This window comes from Bacillus norwichensis (assembly GCF_014836955.1).
Lineage (GTDB): Bacteria > Bacillota > Bacilli > Bacillales > Bacillaceae_C > Siminovitchia > Siminovitchia norwichensis.
In genome coordinates, this window is the sequence record NZ_JACSPV010000001.1 from 1 (window position 1) to 13,169 (window position 13,169).

The 13,169-nt window shown below is 40.9% G+C and carries 15 protein-coding genes; 1 reads left to right on the top strand and 14 read right to left on the bottom strand.

The window, feature by feature from the left end; all coding sequences use genetic code 11:
- Positions 1–86 precede the first annotated feature (86 nt).
- The 5 genes from H9631_RS00005 to H9631_RS00025 all read right to left on the bottom strand — a co-directional run bounded on the left by H9631_RS00005 (position 87) and on the right by H9631_RS00025 (position 4,016).
- Positions 87–620 carry a spore maturation protein gene (locus tag H9631_RS00005; protein WP_191809214.1) on the bottom strand — a complete coding sequence of 178 codons (534 nt, stop codon included), beginning with the start codon at positions 618–620 and terminating at the stop codon, positions 87–89.
- A 2-nt stretch (positions 621–622) separates the two neighbouring features.
- Positions 623–1,216, bottom strand: coding sequence for a nucleoside recognition domain-containing protein (locus H9631_RS00010; protein WP_191809215.1), 594 nt, complete (start codon positions 1,214–1,216; stop codon positions 623–625).
- On the bottom strand, positions 1,213–2,349 hold the full coding sequence (locus H9631_RS00015; protein WP_191809216.1) for a D-alanyl-D-alanine carboxypeptidase family protein: 1,137 nt from the start codon (positions 2,347–2,349) through the stop codon (positions 1,213–1,215). Before H9631_RS00015 ends, H9631_RS00010 begins: the two co-directional genes overlap by 4 nt.
- Before the next feature lie 337 nt (positions 2,350–2,686).
- A complete protein-coding gene (gene scpB, locus H9631_RS00020; protein ID WP_191809217.1) occupies positions 2,687–3,271 on the bottom strand; it encodes an SMC-Scp complex subunit ScpB in 585 nt (194 codons plus the stop codon).
- Positions 3,258–4,016 (bottom strand): segregation/condensation protein A, encoded by a 759-nt coding sequence (locus H9631_RS00025; protein WP_191809218.1) that lies wholly within the window; start codon positions 4,014–4,016, stop codon positions 3,258–3,260. Before H9631_RS00025 ends, scpB begins: the two co-directional genes overlap by 14 nt.
- A gap of 140 nt (positions 4,017–4,156) precedes the next feature.
- Here H9631_RS00025 and H9631_RS00030 point away from each other — a divergent pair, with 140 nt between their 5' ends.
- Positions 4,157–4,666: a DUF309 domain-containing protein gene (locus H9631_RS00030; protein ID WP_318246746.1), complete on the top strand. Its 510-nt coding sequence runs from the start codon at positions 4,157–4,159 to the stop codon at positions 4,664–4,666.
- Between the two features lie 23 nt (positions 4,667–4,689).
- On the opposite strand, the gene H9631_RS00035 is transcribed toward H9631_RS00030, so the two are convergent.
- The 9 genes from H9631_RS00035 to H9631_RS00075 form a co-directional block, all read right to left on the bottom strand.
- Positions 4,690–5,058, bottom strand: a complete 369-nt coding sequence (locus tag H9631_RS00035; protein WP_191809455.1) for a GNAT family N-acetyltransferase — start codon at positions 5,056–5,058, stop codon at positions 4,690–4,692.
- Between the two features lie 445 nt (positions 5,059–5,503).
- Positions 5,504–6,823 (bottom strand): diaminopimelate decarboxylase, encoded by a 1,320-nt coding sequence (gene lysA, locus H9631_RS00040; protein WP_191809219.1) that lies wholly within the window; start codon positions 6,821–6,823, stop codon positions 5,504–5,506.
- Positions 6,824–7,183: 360 nt separating this feature from the next.
- Positions 7,184–8,671 (bottom strand): spore germination protein, encoded by a 1,488-nt coding sequence (locus H9631_RS00045; RefSeq protein ID WP_404801697.1) that lies wholly within the window; start codon positions 8,669–8,671, stop codon positions 7,184–7,186.
- A 25-nt stretch (positions 8,672–8,696) separates the two neighbouring features.
- Positions 8,697–9,119 carry a stage V sporulation protein AB gene (locus tag H9631_RS00050; protein ID WP_191809456.1) on the bottom strand — a complete coding sequence of 141 codons (423 nt, stop codon included), beginning with the start codon at positions 9,117–9,119 and terminating at the stop codon, positions 8,697–8,699.
- Positions 9,109–9,729, bottom strand: a complete 621-nt coding sequence (locus H9631_RS00055) for a stage V sporulation protein AA (RefSeq protein ID WP_191809221.1) — start codon at positions 9,727–9,729, stop codon at positions 9,109–9,111. Before H9631_RS00055 ends, H9631_RS00050 begins: the two co-directional genes overlap by 11 nt.
- Before the next feature lie 168 nt (positions 9,730–9,897).
- On the bottom strand, positions 9,898–10,659 hold the full coding sequence (gene sigF, locus H9631_RS00060) for an RNA polymerase sporulation sigma factor SigF (protein WP_191809222.1): 762 nt from the start codon (positions 10,657–10,659) through the stop codon (positions 9,898–9,900).
- Positions 10,660–10,671: 12 nt separating this feature from the next.
- Positions 10,672–11,112 carry an anti-sigma F factor gene (gene spoIIAB / locus H9631_RS00065; RefSeq protein WP_191809223.1) on the bottom strand — a complete coding sequence of 147 codons (441 nt, stop codon included), beginning with the start codon at positions 11,110–11,112 and terminating at the stop codon, positions 10,672–10,674.
- A gap of 2 nt (positions 11,113–11,114) precedes the next feature.
- Entirely contained in the window at positions 11,115–11,465 is a 351-nt protein-coding gene (spoIIAA, locus tag H9631_RS00070) for an anti-sigma F factor antagonist (RefSeq protein ID WP_160709430.1), read from the bottom strand.
- A gap of 109 nt (positions 11,466–11,574) precedes the next feature.
- Positions 11,575–12,738, bottom strand: a complete 1,164-nt coding sequence (locus H9631_RS00075; protein ID WP_191809224.1) for a D-alanyl-D-alanine carboxypeptidase family protein — start codon at positions 12,736–12,738, stop codon at positions 11,575–11,577.
- Between the last annotated feature and the right edge of the window lie 431 nt (positions 12,739–13,169).

Below are 13,169 nucleotides of genomic sequence, written 5' to 3' on the forward strand. Positions count from 1 at the left end.
GGGAGCCTTTTTTAATACATCGCTATAAGCTCTCCTGAACCATACGCCTAGCGTATGGTTTTCATTTATCCAAAAAAATGTCCGGTCTATAGACCGAACATCATGATCACGATAAGGATTGCTGCAGATATGCCTATAAAGTCAGCAAACAGTCCGACTTTGATTGCATCTCCCATTTTTTTGATTCCTACTGCTCCAAAATAAACTGTCAACACATAAAAGGTCGTATCCGTGCTCCCCTGTATGGTTGAAGCCATCCTCCCAATAAGGGAGTCTGGTCCATGAACTGAAATGATATCACTCATCACTCCTAACGCTGCGGTACCAGAAATCGGTCTTATAAGAGCCAACGGTACAACCTCTGCTGGCACTCCGATCTGATCTAGGATTGGTTTGGCCAGTCCTATGAAAAAATCGAGGGCTCCCGATGCTCTAAACACGGTAATGGCAACGAGCATTCCAACCAAAAACGGTATGATGGAGACAGCGATCTTGATGCCTTCTTTCCCACCTTCAACAAAGGACTCGTACGTCGGAATCTTCTTCCATGTTCCATAAAGTAAAATATAGGCGATGATAAGTGGAACAATCCATAACGAAATAATCGAGATCATCTGCATTGTCATTTATCTCCCTTTTTGACCCTGCGGTGGTAAAAATACCTATCAAATATGATAGCTCCGGCGGTTGCACAAATTGTGGCCACCAATGTAGGTCCGACAATATCAGTTGGACCAGCGGAGTTATAGTTCATCCTAATGGCAATTACCGTCGTTGGTATTAAAGTCAGACCTGACGTATTTAATGCAAGAAATGTAATCATTGATCGGCTTGCTTCGGATTTCCCGCCATTCAATACTTTCAACTGTTCCATCGCTTTAATCCCAAGTGGAGTTGCAGCATTTCCCAAGCCAAACATATTCGCGATGATATTTGATAAAATATAGCCAACTGCGGGGTGATCACCTGGCACCTCCGGAAACAGCTTCAGTATGATCGGCTTAAATAAATTGGATAACTTCTGAAGCAATCCTGCATCCTGCGCTATCCGCATCATCCCCAGCCAAAATACAAGAACACTGATTAATCCGATACAGAGTGTTACCGCCTCGTTAGCTGATTGGAAAATCGCTTCATTGACTTCTTTCATCTTCCCATTAACCGCAGCAAAGATAAGTCCAATCACGGTCATGGCGACCCAAATAATATTGATCACGGTATGATTGCACCTGCCCGTCCAAAGAACAGAGCTTTAAGTTTTTTGGTTAAAGATACTTTCTCCTGCTGTTCCTCCTCTGTAATATAAACCGGTATTTTTCGAACTGCATGATCCTGTAAATAAATGACGGCCCTGCCAACCTCCCCGCCTTTCGTTTTTTTCATGTCCTTAGGCGAAAGGAGCTTATAACGAATGCGTACATCTTTGTACTCTTCTTTCATCAATGGATAATATACAGAATTCTCTACATATAAAGTTCTTTCATCCTTTAACGGCCGTACGTCCTTCAATGGACCTTCAGGCAAAATTTTCTTCATTTTAAAATGGCTAGAGCCATACTCATACATGGAGATATGGTCATTCCAATCATCCGAAGCATTCAATGTCACGGCAATCATATCGTTGTCCTTTTTCGTGGCTGTTGTCACAAGTGTCCGTCCGGCTCTTTTCGTATAACCCGTTTTTCCACCCGTAGCATATTTGTATTTTTCGGTCAGAAGCCTGTTCTTATTTTTCCAGTGCTGTGAATGCTCTTCCCGTTCGAAAGAGTATGTTTTTGTTCCCGATATAGTTTTAAATGTTTCGTTATGCATCGCATAGCGCATAAGCAGTGCCATATCATAAGCTGTTGAATAATGTTCTTCATGGCTGTCCAACCCCGAAGGATTAGAAAAATTGGTATTCTTCATTCCGATTTCTTTTGCTTTTTGATTCATCATAAAGACAAACCCTTCCATGCTTCCTCCAACATGCTCTGCAATGGCATCTGCTGCATCATTCCCAGATCGAAGCATCAGCCCATACACTAGATCCCTCAGTTTTATTTTTTCACCCGGGACAAGATAAATGGATGATCCTTCCTCATAAGCCGCTTTGCGGCTAACCTTTACTGTTTCATCCATTTTTCCGGATTCAATGGCGAGTATGGCGGTTAAAATTTTTGTAATTGAGGCGATTCTCCGGACTTCATGGGGGTTTTTTTCAAAAAGAACCCTGCCTGTATTCTGCTCCATCAAAACAGCGCTGGAGGCACTGACTGGAAGATCAGGATCCTCTTCGGGTGAAAAGGCGGTGAGCATCAACATTACACTGATGATAAAAATGACGAACAAACCTTTCAAAGACGACATCCTCCCGCCCCTCTCGTGCGTTTGTACAAGTCTATGCGCCGATCAAATTGATATGATAAAAAAATGGTTCCCCGAGGGAACCATTTTTAAAGTTAAAGTATCAAAAGAGATGAAATTATTTTATTCGAATAAAGCTATTAATGTTTGACTGCGACGTACAGGATGTACTAGTGCAGGCAAAGCGGCAGGACGGCGCGATTTGAGCCAGCCGACGTACAGGATGTACTACGGCGCCCCCTGAACTTGCCGACGGACAAGATGTCCTTGTGCCAACGAAGCTGACCCCATCAGCGCAAAAAACAAGCCACGCGGAAGTTACATGCTCCTGTGGCACAGCTTATTCACTCGTACTGGCTGTCAAATCAAAGAGGGGACCTGCTTCAGAAAGCTTCGGATTTTGTTTAGCCGGCTCCGGCAGTGGCGGCAATTCTTTTATATCTGTCAATCCAAAATAATCGAGGAATTCCCTCGTTGTTGCGTATAAAATAGCCCGGCCAATCCCTTCTCTCCTCCCCGCTTCCTTGATTAATCCCTTCGTCAAAAGAGTTCGAAGCGGGCGCTCTGTTTTTACTCCGCGGATTTCTTCAATTTCCACTCTAGTAATCGGCTGCTTATACGCAATGATTGCCATCGTCTCCAATGCAGCCTGAGAGATGGAATCTGTTTGTGTATTTTCTACAAGTTTTTGCAGAACAAAGGAAAATTTTCTTTTAGTCACTAGCTGATAAGTTCCAGCAAGTGTCGCAATGGTAAGTCCCCTGTCTTCATTTTCCTCATATTCTTCGCGAAGCTCTTCAATTAACTTGCCAGCTTTGCTCTCAGAAATGTCAAGCGCGGTTCCTATCTGCTTTGGAGTCAATCCTTCATCCCCCGCAGCAAACAGCAAACTTTCCAGCGCTGCTTTTAAATTAACTGCTTTCAAGAACTAATGACTCCTCTCTTGATGTTAAATATATTTCTTCGAAATTTTGACTTTGCCATACTATAATCGCATTGGATTTCATCAATTCCAGCATGGCCAAAAAAGTGAGAATGATGAATTCCCTGTCCAAGAGATGGAAAAAAGATGAGAAACTAAGCTCCGTATCGCTTTCTTCAATCATCTCCAACAATTCATCCATCCGCTGCTGAATCGTTATCCTTGGCCTAGCCACCTTGGCTGATAATGGCTGACGGATTCTTTTCCGCCTTAACAGCTTATTAAAAGCTCCAATCATATCATAAATCGTTACACCTGACGGCTGAAGCTTGGGCAGTTCATCAGCGAAGTGCGAAAGGTCACTGGGTGGTTTTGTAAAAATCTCGCTTCTTACACTTTCTTTTTGCCGAAAAAGCATAGCAGCTTCTTTAAATCTTTTATATTCAATCAGCTGCTCCACTAATTCTGTTCGCGGATCTTCATCCTCATAAATCGTGTCGTCTTCCTCCACCTCATCATTTTTAGGCAAGAGCATTTTGCTTTTAATTGAGAGTAAAGTTGCGGACATGACAAGATACTCGCTTGCCTGATCAAGTTCGAGTTCGTTCATTGTATGTATATATAATAAATATTGGTCCGTGATTTCGGCCATTGGAATATCATAAATATCGATTTCCATTCGCTTAATTAAATGAAGAAGGAGATCAAGCGGACCTTCGAACACTTCTGTTTTAATTTGGTAAGACATTAAATATCACCAATTTCGACATAAACATTGATATTTCCACCTTATCATCATACAATACTTTCTTCCGAGTGTGGTCAATATTTTTTAAAAACTTCGATTTGATGTGTTAAACTGATAACATAACGCTATTGAAATGGAAGGTGTCATCACTTTTGATTTTCCCTTTATCATATATTGAATTTCTTACCCATTTTCATGGGGACAGAGATTTCTTTGAATGCCACGAAGTTTTGGAGGACCACTGGAAAAAAAACGGTATGAAAAAACACTCGGTGTGGGTCGGATTAATCCAAATCGCCGTGAGCTTTTACCATTACCGTCGAGGAAACAGGATAGGCGCAGTCAAAATGATGAAAAAAGCGCTTGAAATTTTAGATAAAAATAGAACCGAAATTTATTCTCTTGGAATCAGTCATGATCAGTTGATGCCGATGTTGATTCGGTGCTGCCATGAGATGCAAACAGGTTCGTCATATAAGCCTATTTCGTTTCCGATACTGGATTCCGAATTATTGACTGTATGCAAAGAACGTGTACACTCTCTCGGATTGGTATGGGGCGGAGACGATGAACTAGATGAGTTTATTATAAATAAACATATTGCCAGAAGAGACTTTGATAAAAGCCGCTTCGAAACAGTAAAAGTTTAATAACAGATGAAAAACCCGGAGCATTAATCATCCGGGTTTTCTTCATTCAAGAAGCAACATTTTTCAAAAAATGCCAATGTCTCTTCTGTTGGGCGCAGCTTTTTGTCCTCATGGAGCTGTTTCATTGCTTTTACCATACTTTTCCCTATTCCTTCATGTCGATGAGAAGGATTGACACAAATATGCTGGATCTCAATCGTGTCGTCTTCAATGACTGCACCAATTAATCCAATGATATCATCTTCTGCTTTCCACAGGTAAAGCTGCCAATTATCGCCTTCTTCATATTGTTTCATTGTTTGCTGCAGCTTCTTTAAGTCTTTTTCATTCGGCATGAACGATAGAAGACCCATTGCAATTTTTTCAAAGGCTTTTTTATAGCGAATTAACATCATTTACCCCTCATCATTTTTATTTCGAATAGTATTTCATTTATTCGGCACAATAAAAAGCCAATAAATCAATCCCCATACAAACGCCATGCCAAATAGAATAGCAAATAAAATAATGTTGTTTTTGCGCAAAAACAAACACTCCCACCAATATAATGATCAGTTATATAAAAATAGTAATCAAATGCTCCTTGGCGTATTTGCACCCAGATTTCATCGAGCTTTCGCTCGATAAAATTCCACTAAAAATCTGTGGCATCCGCCAGAGGCTTTAACTTTATTCAGCCTGGGTTTGAATCCCCGCTGAACGAAATACCAATAGGCATTCACATTCATCTCACCACTTACAGAAGTCGGATACTTCTGCTAAATAAAGTTAAATCCAACACCGACCATTTTACCGATATTCATGATTTAACGCAAATGTTTGTCCATTTACAAAAGCCTATATGGTTGATTTTTCACTGAGCGGGATATCAAGTCGGACAAGGTCCTCATACGTTTCTCTTTTGATAACGATACGGCTTTTTCCATTTTCTACGAACACAACTGGCGGTCTTGGAATCCGATTATAATTATTCGCCATAGAATAGCCATAAGCTCCTGTACAAAAGACAGCCAAAATATCATTTGTTCCCGGCTCTGGCAATGGAAGATCCCAAATTAGCATATCTCCGGATTCACAGCATTTTCCTGCAATCGACACAACTTCATCTTGCTGGTCAAGCGGTCTGTTGGCAAGTACTGCTTCGTATTTAGCATCATATAAAGCTGGCCTGATATTATCGCTCATGCCGCCGTCTATCGCAACATATTTTCTTACATTTGGCACAGTTTTTTGGGAACCGATCGAATAAAGTGTTGTACCGGCATCACCAACAAGCGATCTCCCCGGCTCTATCCAAATTTCCGGCATCGGGAGCGATAACCGTTCTGTTTCTTTTCTCACTTCAAAAATCATTTCTTCAACGTACTGCTCAGGAGAAAGCGGAGAATCCTCCTCCGTGTAACGAATTCCAAAGCCTCCGCCGAGGTTTAGAACCTGAGGGACAAATCCATGTGCTTCATTCCAATTGCTTAGTTTCTCCAGAACTTTTCTTGCAGCCATCAAAAATCCAACCGTTTCAAAAATCTGCGAACCAATATGACAATGGATTCCTAGCAAATTCAAATACTCGCTGTCCAAAGAGACGGCAAGTGCAGTTTCCGCTTGGCCGTTTTCCAAATCAAACCCAAATTTTGAATCTTCCTGGCCAGTAAGGATATAGTCATGGGTATGTGCCTCAATACCAGGTGTCACACGAAGCAAAATATTCACGCTTTGTTTTCTTTCCTGACAAAGATGATGAAGCATATGAAGTTCATGGAAATTATCGACTACGATACAACCGATTTTATAATCCAAAGCCATTTCCAATTCTTCTTCACTCTTATTATTCCCATGAAAATGAATTTTCTCTACTGGGTATTTTGCAGCTACCGCAGTGTACAATTCTCCTCCAGATACCACATCTAAAGAAAGTCCCTCTTCATGGGCAAGCTGAAACATCGCTACGGACGAGAACGCTTTGCTCGCATAAGCAACCTGCGATTTAACTCCATTCTTTTCAAACATCTTTTTAAAGGCACGCGCCCGATTTTTGATTAACTCCACATCATACACATATAAAGGTGTGCCGTATTTCTCAACCAATTCCACCGTGTCGCATCCGCCAATTTCAAGATGGCCTTTTTCATTGACTGATGCCGTTCCATGTAAGTACATCTTTTTCCCTCCAAACTAAAAATCAGAACAGCTAAAGGTGCCAGCCTATCAACACATTACAAAGCCAACACTTAAGAAAAGCGCAAGCGCCCTTTTGACGACATACAAACCAAGCACTCCGGAAATAACAGCACGAATGGTAAAGTGCTCTAAATCCAGTTTTTTCGAAGAAAGGAGCGCAAATATTTGTTGGTCGCTGGGGCGCTGAAGCTAGATAAAGCGAAATATGTTATACAATATCCGAGTATTCACAAAAAACTCTGTTTCCTTTTAACAAAGTAATCAGATATTAGCAGATGACGTCGCCAAAAATAAGTAAGCATTACTTTAACATATTTTATGCCTTTTAGCAACGGTCTGTCACGGCTTGTTCTCTGGCTGGCGAAATCGGTTTCGCGGATGGACAATGCTTGGCCTAAGCCTGCTTCCTGGAACAGGTCTTCTGACAAGCACTTGGAAAAGAGCTATCGGATTAAATGGAATTAACGGCCACATGTAAGGTGCATTTAATGGGCGCAGCGATATCAAATACAAAGCATAAAGCGTGCATCCTATTATGAATCCCGGCAATTTAAATAAAGCAACGGCAATCAATAGAAGCATTCTGAAGATCTTATTTGCAACACTCAATTCATAGCTCGGAGTAGAAAATGTCCCAATCGCAGCAATAGATACATACAGAATTACTTCTGAATGGAACAAACCAACATCCACTGCAATCTGTCCAATTAATACCGCTGCAATCAATCCCATTGCCGTCGAGAGCGGTGTAGGAGTATGAATAGCTGCAATTCTTAAGAACTCTATCCCTAAATCAGCAATGAGCAATTGGATAATCAGCGGGATGTCCGATTCTTTATTTGGCCCAATATATGCAAGATTTTCAGGCAAAAGCGACGGCTCTAATACAAAAAGAAACCAAAGCGGTAATAAAAAGATCGATGCCCAAATCCCTAAAAACCTCGTCCAGCGAACGAATGTTCCAACAGCGGAGGACTGACGGTACTCTTCAGCGTGCTGAACATGGTGAAAGTAAGTTGCCGGAGTAATCATCACGCTGGGGGACGTATCGATAAAAATTAGTACATGCCCCTCCAAAAGGTGGATGGCCCCAACATCTGCTCTTTCTGTAAATCGGACAAGTGGGTAAGGGTTATAGCCCTGTTTCATTAAATACTCTTCTATTGTCTTATCCGCCATGGCGATCCCATCAATATCTATGCTAGAGATCTCTTTCCGGATCGTTTCGATTAATTGCGGATTTGCCACATCTTTAATATAGCCAATCGCAATATCCGTTTTCGAACGTTCACCAACTTTATACATTTCAAATCTTAAATTCTCATCTCTAATCCTTCTTCTTGTCAATGCAGTATTAATAATGATATTTTCCACATAGCCATCCCTGGATCCTCTGACCACTTTTTCAGTGTCTGGCTCCTCCGGCTGCCTTCCTGGATAGCTCCGTACGTCAACTATCAGTGCTGACTCTTCACCTTCTATAAAAATTGCCGTCAATCCGGACAATACCTGATCAGTTACTTCATCGAGGGTTTCTACGATTTCAATTGATTCATGTACAAGCCTGTTTTGGATGATGTCAAAAACATTTTTTGAAGGCCGCTCATGATCATTTAAATTAACAAGCTCTTTAATTAATTCAATGATAAACTCCGTATCACAAAGGCCATTCACATAATACATTTGCACATTAGTCTTTAATATGACCAGTTTCCGCTGGCCAATATCACAGCTTGTTCCCAGACCGACCCTATCTTTGAAATACTGCTCAACGAGGCGAAGGTCTTCAGGAATCTTTTTAAAGTTATTTCCTAATTTTTTTTTCATCATGGCAGCTCCTCTACAAATAGCTTCAAAAATTCACAAAAACCAACCATTGGAATAAAGAACCCGCTAGTTTTCCAATGACTAGAGCCATAAGCAGGCTGATAAGCGCCCCTTCCATCCCTATCCTCTTTGATAAAATTGGCAGCACATTGAGGACTTCGGTAAGAGCCGCCGCAAGCATGCCGATAAAAATGCCACTGGAAAATCCTATCGGGATCAAAATGCCAGCGCCAATTGGAAATGAAAAGTTATTCAAATCCGCAAAACTGCTTAAAACCACACTAATAACTACTGCCCATTCATAATATCGTATATAGTCACCAGTTTTCGTAAGCTGTGTCAGCCGCGGAATCACGCCAAGTACAGTCAAAAATGCAACAAACCCTATACCAACAGCCACGCCTCCAGAAAGGCCTGTAAATATGACTGCAATGGCTTTAATGATCATCACTGTATTTCGTACTTTCTTTGTGTTTATTCAAAACCACGTACTGATCAAGGTCTTGCTGGTAATTAAACATTTCTATTTCCAAAGGACTCGGCTCTTCGTTGATCCTTTTCTTGAACAAATGATTAAAAAACAGAATCATACCCAGCCCAAGGCCAAGCGAATAAGGAATCTGGACAATATACGGAGTGGTATTTATTTTTCCCGTCATCATCCAGTAGATTTTTTGATGCATTGTCTGCATACTTGTTTCCTCATGGAAGTTCATAATGGCCAGCCCGGACCCAACAAAAAGAAGCAACCACACAAGAACAAATAAAAAGGAAGGTACTTTCTTCCTTTTTTCCAATAATTCAATGATTGTTTCCGATGGTCCAATCACTTGAATATCTGAATCGGGATATCGGCTCGTTATTTTATTGATCACTGTCATAACATCTAAAACAATAAATTTTTTTTGTATATCAGAAGTCTCGGGAAGCACTACCATTTGATACAAGTCCTTCATTCCATCTGGTACAATGATTTGTGCCATCTCCCCGAGCTTCATACCGGAGCCCTTGTTAATTGTCAAACGGCGCTTCATTTGAATGTAAACCGTATTCTCCATCATTCCACATCCTGCATGTTGTTTATGTATTTTTTATTATGCTACATTACATTCCAGCCATTCATTATTTATAGGAAGCTGACCCTTCATTTTTAATAAGAGCTGAACGCGATATAAAGTAATATGATTTCCATACCTTACGAAAAAAAACGTATGGATCACCAACAGCTAAGTGGTATCCATACGCTCTTTCATCTGTTCAAGTATTTTCTTTTCCAACCTGGAAACTTGCACTTGTGAAATTTCCAGACGCTTTGCTACCTCAGACTGTGTCTGATCTTTATAATATCTCAGGTAGACAATAAGCCTTTCCCGTTCATCGAGCCCGCGTATCGCTTCTTCAAGAGCGATTTTATCGAACCATTTATGCTCGTTTTGATCCGCCAGCTGATCCATTAACGTAATGGGGTCACCATCATTTTCATAAACGGTTTCATGTATGGACGCCGGAGTTCTCCCTGCGTCCTGGGCCATAATCACATCTTCTAAGGGAACATCGAGATGCTCTGCAATTTCTGAAACAGTGGGCACTCTCCCATACTTCTTCGTGAGTTCATCCTTGGACCTTCGGATTTTATTGCTCAATTCCTTTAAAGAACGGCTTACCTTTACTGTTCCGTCATCGCGGATGAACCTTTGAATTTCACCAATTATCATCGGAACGGCATAGGTTGAAAATTTGACATCATAAGATAAGTCAAACTTGTCAACGGATTTCAACAAACCGATGCTTCCGATCTGAAATAAGTCATCAGGTTCATAGCCTCTATTAAGAAAGCGCTGAACGACTGACCAGACAAGCCTCATGTTTTTCTCAACAAGAATATCTCGGGCTTCTTGGTCACCATTTTGGCTTTTCCTAATATATTCCTTTACTTCGTCGTCTTTTAGAAATGATGTGTTTGAGTCTTTTTTAAGTTCCACATCCATAGGCGCGGCTCCTTAATTGCACAACGCTTTATTTTTCGTTAAATGCTTGACTAAACGTATGGTTGTGCCTGTCCCAGGGTGGGATTGTATTTCCAAATGGTCAGTGAAATTTTCCATAATTGTAAAACCCATGCCAGAACGTTCCATTTCGGGTTTTGTTGTAAATAACGGCTGTCTTGCCTCATCAATATTCGGAATGCCAACTCCTGTATCTTTGATCACAAGGTCGACCTTTCCATCCTCAATGACCGCTGAAATATAAACAACTTCTGCAGGATTTTGCTCGTAACCGTGTATGATCGCGTTTGTAACAGCTTCAGACACTACTGTCTTGATCTCCGTCAACTCATCCATGGTCGGATCTAATTGAGCGATAAATGCAGCAACTGTCACACGGGCAAATGATTCATTTTGGCTGAGCGCACTGAACTGAATTTGCATCTCGTTTCTCATTATCAGGCAACCCCCAATCTTTCAAGTGCAAATTTTTCAGAAGACTCCAAGCGGACGATTTTGAATAAACCAGACATTTCAAATAGCCGTTTGACTGGCGGAGAAATGGCACAAACAACCATCTCTCCCCTCTTCAATTTAATTTGCTTATATCTCCCGAGGATTACCCCAAGACCAGAACTATCCATAAAGGATAGCTTCTCCAAGTTCAGGACAATGTGCAAAATATCGTGAGTTTTCATTTCCCTAGTAATTTGTTCACGTAAATTTTCCGCCGTATGATGGTCCAGTTCGCCGGAAAGCCGGATGCATAGAACATCTTGCTTTACTTCCATATCAATCTTCAATCCCACATGCACAGCCTCCTTATATGTCGTATAGGGATTCAATTCTACCTCTATGCACCCGAATCCTTCTTCATGACAAAACTAGAACCGATTCGCTAATCTTATTGAATTTTCATCATTTTGACTGCGTAAACAGTCCGAATGATCTCTTGTAAAGCTGCCACCAAGAAGCTTTCTTAACGGTCTTCTCTGCAACCAAGGTCGATTCAGCCAATTTCTTGCCGTCTTTTTGAATCACGATCTTTCCCACTTTTTCACCTTTTTTTACAGGGGCTTTCAAATTTTTATCCAGCTTCACTTCAGTAGTGAAATCTTCAGCTTTGTCTCCCTTTTTGGTCAATAGGGAAACCGGCTCGCCAGTCTCTGCATGAATCTCTTTGATATTCCCTTTGCTCACTTTGACTTTTCCGAGATTCTCTCCTTTTTTATAAAGGGGGTGAGTAGCATACTGTGAAAAAGCGTAGTCAAGCATCTTGGCAATCTGGTCATTTCTGCTTTTAGATGTCGGGGCACCAAAGACAACGGCAATAACACGCATACCATCTTTTTTCGCTGTGACTGTAAGACAGTACTTCGCCTCACTTGTAAAACCTGTTTTCAAGCCATCGACCCCAGGATAAAATCGAACCAGTTTGTTCGTATTAACAAGCCAGAATTTTTTCTTCGAGTCTTCTCTTAAATAAGATTCATATAGCTTTGTAAAATCAGTGATTTGTTCATGTTTCAGTAGTTCCTTGGCCATAACAGCCATATCATGAGCGGTACTGTAGTGACCCTTTGCGGTCAAGCCTGTCGTATTTTGGAATTTGGTGTTTTTCAAGCCCAATTCTTTTGCTCGTTCATTCATTTTCGCAACGAAGGCTTCTTCACTTCCTGATATTTTTTCGGCCATCGCCACCGAAGCGTCGTTGGCTGAAGCAATGGCAATTCCAAGAAGCATTTCCTTTACCGTCATCTCTTCTCCAGGTTCAAGAAAAATCTGCGATCCACCCATCGAAGCTGCATAATCACTCGCCCGTACTTTTTCTTTCATGGATATCTGTCCGCTATCCAGCGCCTCCATGATAAGAAGCATGGTCATTACCTTTGTCATCGAAGCTGGCGGCAGTTTTTCATCGCTGTTTTTGTCATACAGAACCTTTCCTGTATCCCTTTCTATTAAAATTGCCGACCGAGAATCTTCTGACAATTCTTTTTGCTTCTCCTCCGCCGATACTGGCTGTATTGTCAATGAGAATATAAGCAAGAAAGGAAAAAATATACCAGCTAACTTTTTCATCCGAACCCCTCCATTTGTATGATAAAAAAACGGTAATGTTTACCAACTATCACCATTGTCTCCCGGAAAGGTTTTTTTATACTTTTGTTTTTTATAAAAAAAGTACTCAGCTTTAACCACAATATGTCAAACATGGCAGAAAATATCGAACCTTACAGTGGATCTCATCTTACTATTGACTTGTGACCCTTTCACCGCCTCCTCTTGCCAAGGAATTTAGACAATAAAAAAGTTCCAATCCTAACAGATGATTGGAATTTTTTTAAATTAGATAGCATGCTAGTCGTTCCCACAATAATTCGTAAACACAAATCATCAGACAGACGAGTATATGAATATTTTTTTATATGCTCTTTTCTTTAATGTACCGGCTTTTTTCCTGTTACGAAAAACTGTTATTAATGTAGAGAGAAATATTCAAAAATGCTCAC

Excerpts from the sequence above, each read along its gene's own strand:
- H9631_RS00045 (WP_404801697.1), bottom strand. The coding sequence starts at position 8,671 with ATGAAAAAAAAATTAGGAAATAACTTTAAAAAGATTCCTGAAGACCTT.
- spoIIAB (WP_191809223.1), bottom strand. The coding sequence starts at position 11,112 with ATGAGAAACGAGATGCAAATTCAGTTCAGTGCGCTCAGCCAAAATGAA.
- sigF (WP_191809222.1), bottom strand. The coding sequence starts at position 10,659 with ATGGATGTGGAACTTAAAAAAGACTCAAACACATCATTTCTAAAAGAC.
- H9631_RS00015 (WP_191809216.1), bottom strand. The coding sequence starts at position 2,349 with ATGTCGTCTTTGAAAGGTTTGTTCGTCATTTTTATCATCAGTGTAATG.
- H9631_RS00050 (WP_191809456.1), bottom strand. The coding sequence starts at position 9,119 with ATGATCATTAAAGCCATTGCAGTCATATTTACAGGCCTTTCTGGAGGC.
- H9631_RS00055 (WP_191809221.1), bottom strand. The coding sequence starts at position 9,729 with ATGGAGAATACGGTTTACATTCAAATGAAGCGCCGTTTGACAATTAAC.
- H9631_RS00005 (WP_191809214.1), bottom strand. The coding sequence starts at position 620 with ATGCAGATGATCTCGATTATTTCGTTATGGATTGTTCCACTTATCATC.
- H9631_RS00035 (WP_191809455.1), bottom strand. The coding sequence starts at position 5,058 with ATGTTAATTCGCTATAAAAAAGCCTTTGAAAAAATTGCAATGGGTCTT.
- H9631_RS00075 (WP_191809224.1), bottom strand. The coding sequence starts at position 12,738 with ATGAAAAAGTTAGCTGGTATATTTTTTCCTTTCTTGCTTATATTCTCA.
- lysA (WP_191809219.1), bottom strand. The coding sequence starts at position 6,823 with ATGTACTTACATGGAACGGCATCAGTCAATGAAAAAGGCCATCTTGAA.
- H9631_RS00025 (WP_191809218.1), bottom strand. The coding sequence starts at position 4,016 with ATGTCTTACCAAATTAAAACAGAAGTGTTCGAAGGTCCGCTTGATCTC.